The organism is Streptomyces sp. NPDC050548 (assembly GCF_044457385.1).
Classification (GTDB): Bacteria; Actinomycetota; Actinomycetes; order Streptomycetales; family Streptomycetaceae; genus Streptomyces.
Genome location: NZ_JBITGV010000006.1, coordinates 352,658 through 367,921, shown reverse-complemented (window position 1 = coordinate 367,921; position 15,264 = coordinate 352,658). Strand labels below are relative to the sequence as shown.

Here is a 15,264-nt window from a genome sequence, read left to right as displayed (position 1 = left end):
AAGCACGATCCACTGCCCGTCACCGGCGGCCGTCATCAGCCGGCCCTCACAGCAGCCCGACGGCGGTGTCGACGGCGGCGGCCACATCTCCGTCCGGCGGATAGAGCAGCGAACGGCCGACCACCAGGCCCCGCACGGTGGGGAGTTGGAGGGCGCCGCGCCACTTCTCGTAGGCGCCGTCCTGGTCGTCGCCGACCTCGCCGCCGAGAAGGACGGCGGGGAGGGTGGAGGTCTCCATGACCTGGGCCATGTCGTCCGGGTTCTCGGTGACCGGGAGCTTGAGCCAGGTGTAGGCCGAAGTGCCGCCCAGGCCCGAGGAGATGGCGATGGACTTGATGACGGCCTCGGCGGAGAGATCGTTCTTCAGCTTGCCCTCGTCGGTGCGGCGGCTGATGAACGGCTCGACGAACAGCGGGAGTCGGCGCGCGGCCATGTCGTCGATGGCGCGGGCGGTGGACTCCAGGGTGGTGAGGGAGCCCGGGTCGTCGTAGTCGATGCGCAGCAGCAGCTTGCCCGCGTCGAAGCGGAGCCGCTCGATGTCCTCGGCGCGGTGGCCGGTGAACCGGTCGTCGAGTTCGAAGCGGGCGCCCTGGAGGCCGCCGCGGTTCATCGAGCCCATGACGACCTTGCCGTCGAGAGCGCCGAGGAGGAGCAGGTCGTCCAGGATGTCGGCGGTCGCGAGAACGCCGTCGACACCGGGCCGGGACAGCGCGAGGCAGAGGCGTTCGAGGAGTTCGGCGCGGTTGGCCATGGCGAGCTTGCGGTCGCCGACGCCGAGCGCGCCGCGGGCGGGGTGGTCGGCGGCGACGATCATCAGCCGGCCCGCGTCATTGAGGAGCGGGCGGCGGACGCGGCGCGCGGCGGCCTCGGCTATCGCCTCGGGGTGGCGAGCGCGGACGCGGACGAGTTCGGAGATGTCGACGCGGGGGCCGGGGCCACTGTCGTGACTGGAGGGTCCGGAGTTGCCGGCCGGACCGGAGTTGCCGGGGCCGCCTTCGTGGCCGGTGAGACCGTCGCCGCCCTCGTGGTCCAGATGCGCGTGCGTCACGCCGTCCCCGCCCCTGTTTCCGTCACCGCTGCCGTCCCCGCCCTCGCGCTCGTGCTCGGCGCCCGCCACGCGGCCGGCCCTCACAGCACCGCTCCGGCCGCGATCGCGCCCTCGACCTCGGCAGCCGTAGGCATCGCGGACGAGCACTCCAGGCGCGAGGCGACGATCGCCCCGGCCGCGTTGGCGTGCCGCATGATCTTCTCCAGGTCCCAGCCGGCCAGCAGACCATGGCAGAGCGAGCCGCCGAAGGCGTCACCGGCGCCGAGTCCGTTGAGCACGTTCACGGGCAGCGGGGGCACCTCGGCGGTCGTACCGTCGCGGTGCACGGCCAGGACGCCCTTCGGGCCCTGCTTGACGACCGCGAGTTCGACACCGGCGTCCAGCAGCGCGCGGGCTGCGGCGTGCGGCTCGCGCACTCCGGTGGCGACCTCCACCTCGTCGAGGTTGCCGACCGCGACGGTGGTGTGGCGCAGGGCCTCCTCGTAGAACGGGCGGGCCGCGCTCGGGTCCGTCCAGGCTGCGTCCTTCCAAAACGCCGGCCGCCAGTCGAGGTCGAAGACCGTCGTACCGGACTTGGCGCGGTGCGCGAGCGCCGCGAGCGTCGCCGTACGGCTGGGCTCCTCGCTCAGGCCCGTGCCGGTGATCCAGAAGATCCGGGCCTCATGGATCGCGTCCAGGTCGAGCTCGTGGGCGTCGATCTCCAGGTCCGGGGCCTTGGGCTGCCGGTAGAAGTACAGCGGGAAGTCGTCCGGCGGGAAGATCTCGCAGAAGGTGACCGGGGTCGGGTACGCGGCGACCGGGGTGACCCAGCGGTCGTCGACGCCGAAGTCGCGCAGGGCCTCGTGCAGGTAGGTGCCGAAGGGGTCGTCGCCGGTGCGCGAGACCAGGGCGACCTCGCGGCCCAGCCGGGCGGCGGCGACGGCGACGTTCGCCGCCGAGCCGCCGAGGAACTTCCCGAAGGTCGTCACCTGGGGCAGCGGCACGCCCGTCTGCAGCGGATAGAGGTCCACCCCTAGCCGCCCCATGGTGATCAGGTCGTACGCCATCGACTTCCCCATTCATTTCGGCTCTCCACGGTTTCTAGTCCCGTGGCCCGAGCCCTGTCAATGTTTTGTCCAGACATTCGGACGAGACGGGGTAAGACCGGCTGTTTGTCGGGTGCGGGTCCCTTGTGGCCAGGTGTCAACGCGCCGCGCCCTCGCCCTCGCGCGCGCCTTTGCGTCACTTGCGTCACAAACGCCCCCTTCATGTCACACATGTCGCGTGTACGCGGGCCTTGCGTCACACCCGGTCCACAGGCGCTTCCCGTCCCTCACTCTGTGTCGTTGACCGGGCACAGGCTTTGTGATCGCCAGCGCAGCGCACGGCTCCCCCGACGGCCGCCCCCGGCCGCCGCCGCGGCGCGCGCAGGGAGGTGCACTGATGACCGACCGACGGCTCTGGTCGTACAAGGAAATCGCGGCCCACATCCGCGTCCAGCCCGACACCGTCCGCTCCTACCGCAAGCACGGCCTGCTGCCCCCGCCCGACCACGTGGAGAGCGGCAAGCCCTACTGGTACGCCGACACGGTCCGGGCCTGGGTGGCCGCCCGGCCGGGCAACCGGGGGCGCAGGGAGGACTGACCAGAGCCGGCGGGGCAACGCGGTGCCGGGTGTCCGTCCGGTGCCGCGTCGGTCGCCCTCGTCGCGTCCGCGAGCGGCCAATTCGGTTGCCCGCACTGGCGACCACCGCCGAGGATCCCCGGATGAACCTCTCCGTCAAGCCCGTCCTCACCGGTGAGAAGACCGTCCTCCGCCCGTTCACCGAGTCCGACGCCGACGGCATCTGGCAGTTGGTCCAGGACCCGGAGGTCGTGCGCTTCACCTTCGAGCCGTCGACCGAACTGACGCCGGAGCGGCTGCGCTCCTGGTACGCGACCCGGGCCGACCAGCCCGACCGCCTCGACCTCGCCGTCACCGACCCCGCCACCGGTGAACTCCTCGGCGAGGTCGTCCTCCACGAGTGGGATACCACCGCCCGCAGCTGCACCTTCCGCACCCTCATCGGCCCCCGGGGCCGCGGCCGGGGCATCGGCACGGAGGCGACCCGCCTGATCGTCGGCTACGCCTTCGAGCAACTCGGCCTGCACCGGATCCAGTTGGAGGTCTACGGCCACAACCACCGGGCCCGGCGGGTGTACGAGAAGGTCGGGTTCGTGGTCGAAGGTGTGCGGCGCGAGGCCCGGTTGCGGGACGGGGAGTGGGCCGACGACGTGCTCATGGCGATCCTCGACCACGAGTGGGCCGCCCTCACCGCCACGGCTCGATGACCGTCACCCCCGCTCCGGGAGCCGTGCCCATCGCCGCGAGGGCGGCCGGGGTCTCCTCCAGGGTGATCGTGGACGTGGTCAGGAGGTCGGGGCGGAGTACTCCCGAGCGGACCAGTTCCAGCATGGGCGGGTAGGTGTGGGCCGCCATGCCGTGGCTGCCGAGGAGTTCGAGTTCCAGGCCGATCGCGCGGGCCATCGGGACCGGGGTCGTACCGGAGGAGGACGGCAGCAGGCCCACCTGGATGTGGCGGCCCCGGCGGCGCAGGCCGTTCACCGAGGCGGCGCAGGTCGCCGGTGAACCCAGGGCGTCCAGGGAGAGGTGGGCGCCGCCGCCCGTCAGCTCGCGGATCGCCGCCGCCGTGTCCGGGGTGCTCGCGCCGTCCACGCACTCCGCCGCCCCGAACTTCCTTGCCAGGTCCAGGGCTTGGGGCGAGATGTCCACGGCGACGACACGGGCGCCCGAGGCCGCCGCGATCATCACCGCCGACAGGCCGACCCCGCCGCAGCCGTGCACCGCGACCCACTCCCCCGCGGCGACCCGGCCCCGCTGCACCACCGCGCGGAACGCCGTCGCGAACCGGCAGCCCAGCGAGGCCGCTGTCGCGAAGGACATTCCGTCGGGAATCGCGACCAGGTTCACGTCGGCGTGGTCCAGCGCCACGTACTGGGCGAAGGAGCCCCAGTGCGTGAAGCCGGGCTGGGTCTGGCGGGCACAGACCTGCTGGTCGCCGGCCGCGCATGCCTCGCAGGTTCCGCAGGCGCACACGAACGGGACGGTGACTTGGTCGCCTGGGTGCCAGTTGGTCACCCTGGCGCCCACCGACTCGATGACACCGGCGAGTTCGTGGCCCGGTACGTGCGGGAGTGTGATGTCGGGGTCGTGGCCCTGCCAGCCGTGCCAGTCGCTTCGGCACAGGCCGGTGGCCTCTACCCGGACGGTCACTCCGTGGGGTGCGGCGTGGGGGTCGGGGACGTCTCGTACCTCGGCGGGGTCACCGTATTGCTCGAACACCACCGCTTTCATTCAGGCTCCCATCGCCGTTTTCGTCTGCGGGGCCGTCGTGGCTGGTCGCGCAGTTCCCCGCACCCCTGAAGGGGCGCTTCTCCTCAGCCTCGCTCAGACCGAACCGCTCGTGGAAGCGACGCAACCAACCCGGTGCCCACCAAGTCGCCCTCCCTGTCAGCTTCATCACCGCCGGGACCAGCAGACTCCGGACGATCATCGCGTCCATCAGGACCGCCAGGGCGATGCCGAGCCCGAGCATCTTCGTGTTCGTCACTCGGGACGTGCCGATCGCGACCATCACCACCGCCAGGATCACCGCTGCCGCTGTGATCAGGCCACCTGTGCGCTGGAGTCCGTGGCGGACCGCCTCGTTGTGGTCGCCTGTGCGGTCGTACTCCTCCTTGATGCGGGAGAGCAGGAACACGCCGTAGTCCATGGAGAGTCCGAAGGCCACGCAGAACATCAGGACCGGCAGGGTCGTCTCTATGGAGCCGGTGCTGGTGAAGCCGAGGAGGCCGGAGAGGTGGCCGTCCTGGAAGACCCAGACGACCGCGCCGAACATCGCGGTGAGGCTGAGCGCGTTGAGCAGTACCGCCTGGAGGGGGATCACCACGCTGCCGGTCAGGAGGCAGACCAGGAGCAGGGTGACCACGGCGATGAGGCCGGCCGCCCAGGGCAGGCGGCTCGCTATCGCGTGCTTGGAGTCGACCAGGACGGCCGCCGTGCCGGTCACCTTGGTGGTGAAGGGGGCGTCCGCGGCGCGCAGGGCGCCGACCAGGCGCTGGGCCGTGGTGTCGACGGCCTCGCCCTTGGGGAGCACCGTGAAGTACGCGGAGTCGCCCTGCACCACGGGGCCGTCCACCCGTACCACCTCGGGCAGTTGGGCGATCCTGGACTTGTACGCGGTGTACTGCGCCGGTGTCGCCCGTCCCTCGGCGAGTACTTCGAGGGTGCCGCCGGGGTTGCCCGGGAAGCCGTCGCGGATGTGCTGCTGCACGACGTGGGACTCGGCGCCCGAGGGCAGTTGACGGTCGTCGGCGGTGCCGAACTTGACGCCCAGGAAGGGCAGTCCGAGCAGGACGAGGACGGCTGTGGTGGCGAGGGCGAAGAAGGGAGCCCTGCGCATCACCAGGCCGGCGGTACGGGCCCAGGCCGTGCCTTCTTCCCCTGAGGCCCTCGCCGGGCGGCCTCGGCGGAACAGGCGCCGTAGATCTAGGGAGTTGACCCGGTGACCGAGCAGGAGCAGGGCCGCGGGGAGGAGGATCAGGGCGGCTGCCGCGGCCAGGAGGACCACGGCGATGCCCGCGTAGGCGAAGGAGCGCAGGAAGTACATCGGGAAGACGAGCATCGCGGCCAGGGAGACCGCGACCGTCAGGGCGGAGAAGAGCACGGTGCGGCCGGCGGTGCGCAGGGTGGTGGCGATGGCGGGCAAGGGCTCGGCGCCGGTGGACAGTTCCTCGCGGAAGCGGCGGACGATGAACAGGGCGTAGTCGATGGCCAGTCCGAGGCCCAGGGCCGTGGTGAGGTTCAGCGCGAAGACCGAGACGTCGGTGAACTCCGTGAGGCCGCGCAGCACCGCGTTCGTCCCGAGGATCGCGACGATGCCGATGCCGAGCGGGAGCAGGGCCGCGATCGCGGAGCCGAAGACCATCACCAGCAGGAGGAGGGTCACCGGCAGGGCGATCATCTCGGCGCGGGCGAGGTCCTCCTTGATGGTCGTCTGCATCTCGTGGCGTACGGCGACGATGCCGCCGACCTCGACCTTCACCGGGCCGTGAGTGCCGCGGAGGGCGGGCGCGATGCGGTCCAGGGTGTCGGTCGTCGTCTTCTCGTCGCCCGTGAGGTGGGCGGCGATCAGTGCCTCGTGTCCGTCCTTCGGGGGATAACTCGTGCCGTGGACCAGGAGAAGGCCGGCCCCCGCCGCCAGGCCCGCGGTGAGCGCCGCATCGCCCAGCTGCTGGAGGCCGCCGCCAATGTCTTCTGCACGACGGGCTACACGGCCTCCAGCACCAACGCCATCGCCCGCGAGGCCGGCGTCTCACCGGGCACGCTCTACCAGTTCTTCCCGAACAAGGAAGCGATCGCGATCGAGCTGGGCGACCGGCTCATCCACGAGATGCGGGAGACCACCGGCGAGGCGCTCGCCGCGGTCGACCCGGCGACCCCGCTGGAGGAGGCGATCGGCACCGTCGTCGACCGTTTCACCGCCTTCAGCTGCCAGCACCCGGTGTTCTTCGCCCTGACGCACGGCCCGGACATCCCCGGCCGGCTCACCCAGGAGCACGACGCGCTGCACGCGCACCTGCTCGGCCAGGTCGAGGCACTCATCGCGGCGTTCCTGCCCGGCGCCCCCGGCGCCGACGTCACCCGTACCGCGCGCATGTGCCTGGGCCTCTACAAGGCCGGCCTGGAACTGGTCCTCTCCCACGAGGGCGGCGAACGCGACGCGTACGTACGGGAGTTGAAGAACGTCCTGATCCGCTACCTGGAACCGCTGCTCACCGAGTACCGGGACCGGACCACCACGGACCTCACCACGACCCGGACCCCCTGACGGCTCCCTCCGCCCAACCCTCAGCCGCAGCGCGACCATCGGAAACACCAGTACCGACACCATCGCCGCACCCACCACACGGCACCCGCCGTGAGCAGGACGAGCGTCCCGGACTGCGAAATAGGGCGTATCTACCATAAAGTGCCGGTAAATCTGCCCTGTAGGAGTACGAGGGGATTTGCCGTGACCTACTCTCCGCCGCCCGGCGCGCCCCGGGCCCGTATCCCCGGGCCGCAGCAGCCGCCGCCGACGTACCCCCAGATCCGCACCGGCCTGTGGAAGCACTGCCTGGGCGGCGGGCTGGCGCTGTGGGCGCTGACCGCCCTGGTCACGTACGCGACGCGGAACACCACCCTGCTGCCGACGCTGATCCTGCTCGGCAGCTTCCTGGTGCCGGTGACCTTCGTCCTGTGGGCGTACGAGCGGCACGGGCGCGACCTGGGCGTCAGCGTGATCCTGGGCTGCTTCCTGACCGGCGGCACGCTCGGGGTGCTGGGCGCCTCGGTGATGGAGTACTACCTGCTGCATCCCTCCTTGGGGATGTTCGTCGGCGTCGGGCTGATCGAGGAGGCCGCGAAGCTCGGGGCACTGATGTTCGTGCTGCGCCGGCAGCCGCGGCTGCACGGGATCCGCGCGGGTCTTGTGCTCGGCGCGACGGTCGGCTTCGGATTCGCGGCCCTGGAGAGCGCCGGGTACGCCTTCAACGCGGCCGTCTCCACCAAGGGCATCGATCTGCGGGCGCTCCTGGAGACCGAGATCCTGCGCGGGATCCTCGCCCCCTTCGGGCACGGCCTGTGGACGGCGGTCGCGGGTGCGGCCCTGCTCTCCTACCGACAACTGAACGGCCGCTTCCGCTTCACCGGTTCCGTCGTCGGAACGTATCTCGGCGTCTCGGTGCTGCACGCCCTGTGGGACTCCACGCACGGCATCGCGATCTGGCTGGTGGCCCGGCTGTCGGGCGCGGGCCTGGACCGGCACCTGTTCGCCCAGGGGTACATCCCCCGGCCGACCGACCAGCAGGAGCACCTCTTCACGATGTTCTCGGTGGGCGGAATGGCGCTCGTGGCACTGCTCGGCATCGGCTGGGTGCGCTCGCTGGCCCGCCGCGACCCCTCTTGGAGAAATACCCCCTAGGGGTATAGCCTGGAGACCAGAGCAAGCCACCGTGGGCCACTCCGACCCCAGCTGCCTCCACACGCCTCCACGAGGAGAACGACATGAGCGCCCAGACCGACACCCAGGGTTCCGTCACCACCGTCTACAAGGTGAGCGGGATGAGCTGCGGACACTGCGAGGGCTCCGTCTCCGGCGAGATCTCCGAGCTGCCCGGCGTCAGCTCGGTGAAGGCCGTCGCGTCGACCGGAGAGGTCACCGTCGTGTCCACCGCCCCGCTCGACGCCGAGGCCGTCCGCGCGGCCGTCGACGAGGCCGGCTTCGAGCTCGTCGGCCAGGCCTGAATCAGCACCAGCACGACACTTCCGTTGTCTCCGACCGGGCCGTGCCGACCAGCTGATACTGGCTCCGCGCGGTCCGGTCCGATGTCTGGAGTCCGGACATGACCAGCACCACCAGGATCGGCACCACCGCAGACACACCCATAGCCCCGGCCCCCGAAGCGGCCGAGGTCGAACTGCTCATCGGCGGGATGACCTGCGCCTCCTGCGCGGCCCGCGTCGAGAAGAAGCTCAACCGCATGGACGGCGTCAGCGCCACCGTCAACTACGCGACGGAGAAGGCGAAAGTCAGCTACCCGGCGGGCATCCAGGTCGCCGACCTCATCGCGACCGTGGTGAAGACCGGGTACACCGCCGAGGAACCCGCACCACCGCAGCCGGAGACACAGTCCTCCGAAGACGAAGACGACCTCGATCCCGAACTCGCCTCGCTGCGCGAGCGGTTGACCGTCTCGGCCCTCCTCGCACTGCCCGTCGTACTGCTCTCCATGATCCCGGCCCTCCAGTTCGACAACTGGCAGTGGCTCGCGCTCACCCTCGCCGCGCCGGTCGTCGTCTGGGGCGGACTCCCGTTCCACAAGGCCGCGTTCACCAACGCCCGGCACGGCGCCGCCACCATGGACACCCTGGTCTCGGTCGGCACGCTGGCCGCGTTCGGCTGGTCACTGTGGGCGCTGTTCTGGGGCGACGCGGGCATGGCCGGCATGCACGACGAGTTCCGCCTCACCGTCTCGCGCACGGACGGCGCCTCGACGATCTACCTCGAAGTGGCCGCCGGAGTCGTCGCGTTGATCCTGCTGGGCCGCTATCTGGAGGCCCGCTCCAAGAGGCGGGCGGGCGCGGCCCTGCGCGCGCTGTTCGAACTGGGCGCCAAAGAGGTGGCAGTTCTGCGGGACGGCCGTGAAGTACGGCTCCCGGTCGGCGAGTTGAAGGTCGGGGACCGTTTCGTCGTACGGCCCGGGGAGAAGATCGCGACCGACGGCACCGTCGTCGAGGGCGTCTCCGCGGTCGACGCGTCGATGCTGACCGGCGAGTCGGTACCGGTGGACGTGGCACCGGGTGACACGGTCACCGGCGCGACGGTCAACGCCGGCGGGCGACTGGTCGTAGCGGCGAGCCGGGTCGGTTCGGACACCCAACTCGCCCGCATGGCACGGCTGGTGGAGGACGCGCAGAACGGCAAGGCCGAGGTGCAGCGGCTCGCCGACCGGATCTCCGGGATCTTCGTGCCGGTGGTGCTGCTGATCGCGCTCGGCACGTTCGGGACGTGGCTCGCGGTCACCGGCGACACGGCCGCCGCGTTCACCGCGGCCGTCGCCGTGCTGATCATCGCCTGCCCGTGCGCGCTGGGCCTGGCCACCCCGACCGCCCTCATGGTCGGCACCGGCCGCGGCGCCCAACTGGGCATCCTGATCAAGGGCCCCGAGGTCCTGGAGTCCACCCGCCGCGTCGACACCGTCGTCCTCGACAAGACCGGCACGATCACCACCGGCCGCATGACCCTCCAGGAGGTCCACGTCGCCGAAGGCACCGACGAGCAGGAGCTGCTGCGGCTCGCGGGCGCCCTGGAGCACGCCTCCGAGCACCCCGTGGCGCGGGCGGTGGCGGCGGGCGCGGAGGAGCGGGTCGGCGCGCTTCCGCCCACCGAGCACTTCGAGAACGTGCCGGGTCGTGGCGTGCGCGGGCGCGTGGAGGGCCGCGAGGTGGCCGTGGGGCGCCTCTACGACACTCTCCCCGAGGAGTTGACCCGAGCCGCCTCCGAGGCCGAGAGCCGCGGTCGTACGGCCGTGGTGGTCGGCTGGGACGGAGAAGCGCGCGGGGTCGTCGCGGTCGCCGACGCGGTCAAGGAGACCAGCGCCGAGGCCGTACGGGAGTTGCGGGCGCTCGGGCTCACCCCCGTGCTGCTGACCGGCGACAACCGCGCGGTGGCGGAAGCGGTGGCGGCGGCGGTCGGCATCGACCAGGTGATCGCCGAGGTACTGCCCGAGGACAAGGTCGACGTCGTACGACGGCTGCAGGGCGAGGGGCGGACCGTCGCCATGGTCGGCGACGGCGTGAACGACGCGGCCGCGCTCGCCACCGCCGACCTGGGGCTCGCGATGGGCACCGGGACGGACGCGGCGATCGAGGCGAGCGATCTGACGCTGGTGCGCGGGGACTTGCGGGTGGCCGCGGACGCGATCCGGCTGTCGCGGAGGACGCTCGGCACCATCAAGGGCAATCTCGTATGGGCTTTTGGATACAATGTCGCGGCGCTTCCGCTGGCCGCCGCGGGCATGCTGAACCCCATGATCGCGGGGGCCGCGATGGCCTTCTCCTCGGTGTTCGTGGTCACCAACAGCCTGCGACTCCGGACATTTCGCTGAAGTTCCGCAAAGTTACCGGGAGTTACCGGGAGTTGAAGTAAGAGTCCCTCTAGAGACCGACGACGGCCTCACATAAGCTCTTCACAAGGCTCGTGCATCATCCTTACGCTGGTGCCCCGACCGCGACATCGGGGCTCTTGCGCATCTAACGGACATATGCAAGAGACGCAGATCACAGTGATGTGAACGTAACCATCGAAGGGGTTCGAAGGTCTAAGTTGACGATGTCAGCAAGCGTCTTGGGGGGCGCGAACTGGCATCTGAGGATGTCTTGGGGGACTTCCTCAGAGATGCGTTGCCGGGACACGTACACCGGGGAGCTTTGAGCGGCCCTCCCGTCGTGCGGTGTCCCGGCAGATCGCACACATCACTGGCTCCACCCAGTAGTACGAGGAGTTTTGCTCGTTCTGCTCAGTTCAACGAGGCTCAGTTTCACCGAGCTTCGGCACGACAGCGATTCAGGCGCTGGTTCTCACAGGCGCCCGGCCGGATCCCGTGGGGGGAATCCGCACCGGGACATGGGAAGGCGCCCTGTACGCCGGCCCGTGGGGGGACCGTCGGCAGGGCGCCTTCTTCCATCTTTTTTTGAGGCTCGGTTCGCCTCCGGGGCGCCTACTGCAGCACCGCCGGTTTTGGCTTTTAGGGGCGCGGGGCTGTGACATGTGCGGCTCCGCCGCGCGGGCGCGACCAGCCCCCACCGGGCCCGCAGACAAAAACCGGCGGGCCCAGCGGAGCGTCTAGCGACCCTCGACCGGCACGAAGTCCCGCTCGACAACCCCCGTGTAGATCTGACGCGGGCGCCCGATACGCGAACCGGGCTCCTTGATCATCTCGTGCCACTGGGCGATCCAGCCCGGGAGGCGGCCCAGGGCGAACAGGACCGTGAACATCTCGGCCGGGAAGCCCATGGCCCGGTAGATCAGGCCGGTGTAGAAGTCGACGTTCGGGTAGAGGTTGCGCGAGACGAAGTAGTCGTCGGACAGCGCGTGCCCTTCGAGCTTGAGCGCGATGTCCAGCAGCTCGTCGGACTTGCCGAGGGCCGAGAGGACGTCGTGCGCGGCGGCCTTGATGATCTTCGCGCGCGGGTCGAAGGACTTGTACACCCGGTGGCCGAAGCCCATCAGGCGGACGCCGTCCTCCTTGTTCTTCACCTTGCGGATGAAGGAGTCGACATCGCCGCCGTTGGCCTGGATGCCCTCCAGCATCTCCAGGACCGACTGGTTGGCGCCGCCGTGCAGCGGGCCCCACAGCGCGTTGATGCCGGCCGAGATCGAGGCGAACATGTTGGCCTGCGAGGAGCCGACGAGGCGGACCGTGGAGGTCGAACAGTTCTGCTCGTGGTCCGCGTGCAGGATCAGCAGCTTGTCGAGCGCGGAGACGACGACCGGGTCGAGGTCGTACTCCTGGGCGGGGACCGAGAAGGTCATGCGCAGGAAGTTCTCGACGTAGCCGAGGTCGTTGCGCGGGTAGACGAACGGGTGGCCGATCGACTTCTTGTACGCGTACGCCGCGATCGTCGGAAGCTTGGCGAGCAGCCGGATCGTGGAGAGGTTGCGCTGCTTCTCGTCGAACGGGTTGTGGCTGTCCTGGTAGAAGGTGGACAGCGCCGAGACGACCGACGACAGCATCGCCATCGGGTGGGCGTCGCGCGGGAAGCCCTTGTAGAAGTTCTTGACGTCCTCGTGCAGCAGGGTGTGCTGCGTGATGTCGTTCTTGAACACGGTGAGCTCGTCGACGGTCGGCAGCTCGCCGTTGATCAGCAGGTAGGCGACCTCCACGAACGTGGAGCGCTCGGCCAGTTGCTCGATCGGGTAGCCGCGGTACCGGAGGATGCCCTGCTCACCGTCGAGGTAGGTGATGGCGGATTTATAGGCGGCGGTGTTCCCATAACCGCTGTCCAGCGTCACCAGACCGGTCTGAGCACGGAGCTTCCCGATGTCGAAGCCCTTGTCGCCGACGGTGCTGTCGATCACCGGGTAGGTGTACTCGCCGTCGCCGAACCGCAGTACTACAGAGTTGTCGCTCACGTCATCCCTCACCGACGTTGTGCCTCTTCTTCGAGGTTGCCCTGACTGTCTCTACCATCCCCCATTTGGCGCAGGAGAGTGCACTCGGGGTCGACCATTGGGCCTATCGGCGGCACTGAGTGCCGTCAACCTGTTCATCCTGCCCCCTCCACCCCGCTGTCAGGAAGTGCTGTGTGACCTTCACGACTCATTTGATCGATCATTTTTTACGGTCAGTCGGAAGTCCAGTGCCGTGCAGCGCCGCCCCGCCGACACCGTACGCACGGCCTGTCCGATCGCCTTGCGCGAGCCGACCAGCACGACCAGCTGTTTCGCCCGGGTCACGGCCGTATACAGCAGGTTCCGCTGAAGCATCGTCCACGCGCTCGTGGTGACCGGGATCACGACGGCCGGATATTCACTGCCCTGCGAACGGTGAATTGTCACCGCATACGCGTGCGCCAGCTCGTCCAGTTCATCGAATTCGTACGGAACCTCCTCGTCCTCGTCCGTCAGCACGGTGAGGCGCTGGTCCACCGGGTCGAGTGAGGTGACGACGCCGACCGTGCCGTTGAAGACGCCGTTGGCGCCCTTCTCGTAGTTGTTGCGGATCTGGGTGACCTTGTCGCCGACCCGGAAGACCCGCCCGCCGAACCGCTTCTCCGCGAGGTCGGGCCGGCCGGGCGTGATCGCCTGCTGCAGCAGTCCGTTGAGGTTGCCCGCGCCGGCCGGTCCCCGGTGCATGGGCGCGAGCACCTGCACGTCCCGGCGCGGGTCGAGCCCGAACCTGGCCGGAATCCGGCGCGCCACCACGTCCACGGTGAGCCGGCCGACCTCCTCCGTGTCGTCCTCGACGAAGAGGAAGAAGTCCTTCATGCCGTCGGTGACGGGGTGTTGGCCGGAGTTGATCCGGTGCGCGTTGGTGATGACGCCGGACTGCTGGGCCTGCCGGAACACACGCGTGAGGCGCACGGCGGGGATCGGACCGCCCTCGGCCAGCAGGTCGCGCAGCACCTCGCCGGCGCCGACGCTGGGGAGCTGGTCGACATCGCCGACGAAGAGGAGATGGGCGCCCGGGGGTACGGCTTTGACGAGCTTGTTGGCGAGGAGGAGGTCGAGCATGGAGGCCTCGTCGACGACCACGAGATCGGCGTCCAGGGGGCGGTCCTTGTCGTAGGCGGCATCGCCCCCGGGTTTGAGTTCGAGGAGACGGTGAACGGTCGAGGCATCGGCGCCGGTGAGTTCGGCAAGTCGCTTGGCAGCACGGCCGGTTGGGGCGGCGAGGACGACCTTGGCCTTCTTGGCGCGGGCGAGTTCGACGATCGAGCGCACGGTGAAGGACTTGCCACAGCCCGGCCCACCGGTGAGAACGGCGACCTTCTTGGTGAGCGCGAGCCGGACGGCGGCCTCCTGCTCGGGCGCCAACTCCACGCCCGTACGCCCCTTCAGCCAGCCCAGCGCCTTGTCCCAGGCCACGTCGTGGAAGCCGGGCATGCGGTCGGCCTGCGTGTGCAGGAGGCGGCGGAGCTGGGCGGCGAGGGAGAGTTCGGCGCGGTGGAAGGGGACGAGGTAGACGGCGGTGACGGGTTCCGAGTCGCCGTCGGGCCCGGGGACTTTTTCGCGTACGACGCCCGGGTCGCCCGACTCCTCGTCCAGGAGGGCGAGTTCGGCGAGGCACTCGATGACGAGGCCGGTGTCGACTTGCAACAGCTTCACCGCGTCGGCGATGAGCCGCTCCTCGGGGAGATAGCAGTTGCCCTGGTCGGTGGCCTGGGAGAGGGCGTACTGCAGCCCCGCCTTGACGCGCTCCGGGCTGTCATGGGGAATCCCGACGGACTGGGCGATCTTGTCGGCGGTGAGGAAGCCGATGCCCCAGACGTCGGAGGCGAGGCGGTACGGCTGGTTCTTGACGACGGAGATCGACGCGTCGCCGTACTTCTTGTAGATGCGCACCGCGATCGACGTGGACACCTCGACGGTCTGGAGGAAGAGCATGACCTCCTTGATCGCCTTCTGTTCCTCCCATGCCTCGGCGATCTTCTTCGTCCGCTTGGGGCCGAGCCCCGGGACCTCGATGAGCCGCTTCGGCTCCTCCTCGATGATCTGGAGGGTGTCCATGCCGAAGTGCTGGGTGATGCGGTCCGCGAAGACGGGACCGATGCCCTTGACCAGCCCCGATCCGAGGTAGCGGCGGATGCCCTGGATGGTGGCCGGGAGGACCGTCGTGTAGTTCTCCACGGTGAACTGCTTGCCGTACTGCGGGTGCGAGCCCCAACGGCCCTCCATACGGAGGGATTCGCCGGCCTGGGCGCCGAGGAGCGCGCCTACGACGGTGAGGAGATCGCCGCCGCCGCGGCCGGTGTCGACACGGGCGACCGTGTAGCCGTTCTCCTCGTTGGCGTAGGTGATTCGCTCCAGGACGCCTTCGAGGACGGCGAGGTGGCGCTCGCCTGTGGGGTTCCCCGGATTTGCCGACTGGGCCGACTGGTTGGACATGGGTCGACGGTACCGGGAGGGTGTG

The 15,264-nt window shown here is 69.7% G+C and carries 11 protein-coding genes and 1 pseudogene; 6 read left to right on the top strand and 6 right to left on the bottom strand.

Translation table 11 applies throughout. The features are described from left to right. Positions 1 to 46 precede the first annotated feature (46 nt). On the bottom strand, positions 47 to 916 hold the full coding sequence (locus ACIBJH_RS19685; RefSeq protein ID WP_399118206.1) for a deoxyribose-phosphate aldolase: 870 nt from the start codon (positions 914 to 916) through the stop codon (positions 47 to 49). A 212-nt stretch (positions 917 to 1,128) separates the two neighbouring features. Beyond that, complete coding sequence (iolC, locus tag ACIBJH_RS19680) at positions 1,129 to 2,094, bottom strand: 5-dehydro-2-deoxygluconokinase (RefSeq protein ID WP_399118205.1); 966 nt, start codon at positions 2,092 to 2,094, stop codon at positions 1,129 to 1,131. A gap of 376 nt (positions 2,095 to 2,470) precedes the next feature. On the opposite strand from iolC, the gene ACIBJH_RS19675 reads away from it, so the two are divergent. Together ACIBJH_RS19675 and ACIBJH_RS19670 are read left to right on the top strand one after the other, a co-directional pair. After that, positions 2,471 to 2,671 carry an AlpA family transcriptional regulator gene (locus ACIBJH_RS19675; protein WP_200711938.1) on the top strand — a complete coding sequence of 67 codons (201 nt, stop codon included), beginning with the start codon at positions 2,471 to 2,473 and terminating at the stop codon, positions 2,669 to 2,671. A 122-nt stretch (positions 2,672 to 2,793) separates the two neighbouring features. Then, positions 2,794 to 3,357: a GNAT family N-acetyltransferase gene (locus ACIBJH_RS19670; RefSeq protein ID WP_399118091.1), complete on the top strand. Its 564-nt coding sequence runs from the start codon at positions 2,794 to 2,796 to the stop codon at positions 3,355 to 3,357. Here the strand turns inward: ACIBJH_RS19670 and ACIBJH_RS19665 are convergent. After that, on the bottom strand, positions 3,338 to 4,381 hold the full coding sequence (locus tag ACIBJH_RS19665) for a zinc-dependent alcohol dehydrogenase family protein (protein WP_399118090.1): 1,044 nt from the start codon (positions 4,379 to 4,381) through the stop codon (positions 3,338 to 3,340). The two genes, ACIBJH_RS19670 and ACIBJH_RS19665, sit on opposite strands and share 20 nt — an antisense overlap. After that, positions 4,350 to 6,302, bottom strand: a pseudogene (locus tag ACIBJH_RS19660) (MMPL family transporter); the annotation flags it as partial. The gene ACIBJH_RS19665 and the pseudogene ACIBJH_RS19660, both read right to left, overlap by 32 nt. Between ACIBJH_RS19660 and ACIBJH_RS19655 the strand changes: the two are divergent. The 4 genes from ACIBJH_RS19655 (at position 6,246) to ACIBJH_RS19640 (ending at position 10,737) form a co-directional block, all read left to right on the top strand. After that, positions 6,246 to 6,917, top strand: a complete 672-nt coding sequence (locus ACIBJH_RS19655) for a TetR family transcriptional regulator (protein ID WP_399118204.1) — start codon at positions 6,246 to 6,248, stop codon at positions 6,915 to 6,917. The pseudogene ACIBJH_RS19660 and the gene ACIBJH_RS19655 sit on opposite strands and share 57 nt — an antisense overlap. 183 nt (positions 6,918 to 7,100) lie before the next feature. After that, a complete protein-coding gene (locus tag ACIBJH_RS19650) occupies positions 7,101 to 8,051 on the top strand; it encodes a PrsW family intramembrane metalloprotease (RefSeq protein ID WP_399118089.1) in 951 nt (316 codons plus the stop codon). An 83-nt stretch (positions 8,052 to 8,134) separates the two neighbouring features. After that, positions 8,135 to 8,374, top strand: a complete 240-nt coding sequence (locus tag ACIBJH_RS19645; RefSeq protein ID WP_019065713.1) for a heavy-metal-associated domain-containing protein — start codon at positions 8,135 to 8,137, stop codon at positions 8,372 to 8,374. A 98-nt stretch (positions 8,375 to 8,472) separates the two neighbouring features. Then, on the top strand, positions 8,473 to 10,737 hold the full coding sequence (locus ACIBJH_RS19640; protein WP_399118088.1) for a heavy metal translocating P-type ATPase: 2,265 nt from the start codon (positions 8,473 to 8,475) through the stop codon (positions 10,735 to 10,737). 737 nt (positions 10,738 to 11,474) lie between these two features. Here ACIBJH_RS19640 and ACIBJH_RS19635 read toward each other — a convergent pair. Both ACIBJH_RS19635 and ACIBJH_RS19630 read right to left on the bottom strand, forming a co-directional pair. Next, entirely contained in the window at positions 11,475 to 12,764 is a 1,290-nt protein-coding gene (locus tag ACIBJH_RS19635) for a citrate synthase (RefSeq protein WP_262058043.1), read from the bottom strand. Positions 12,765 to 12,944: 180 nt separating this feature from the next. After that, entirely contained in the window at positions 12,945 to 15,239 is a 2,295-nt protein-coding gene (locus tag ACIBJH_RS19630; protein ID WP_399118087.1) for an ATP-dependent RecD-like DNA helicase, read from the bottom strand. Positions 15,240 to 15,264: the final 25 nt, after the last annotated feature.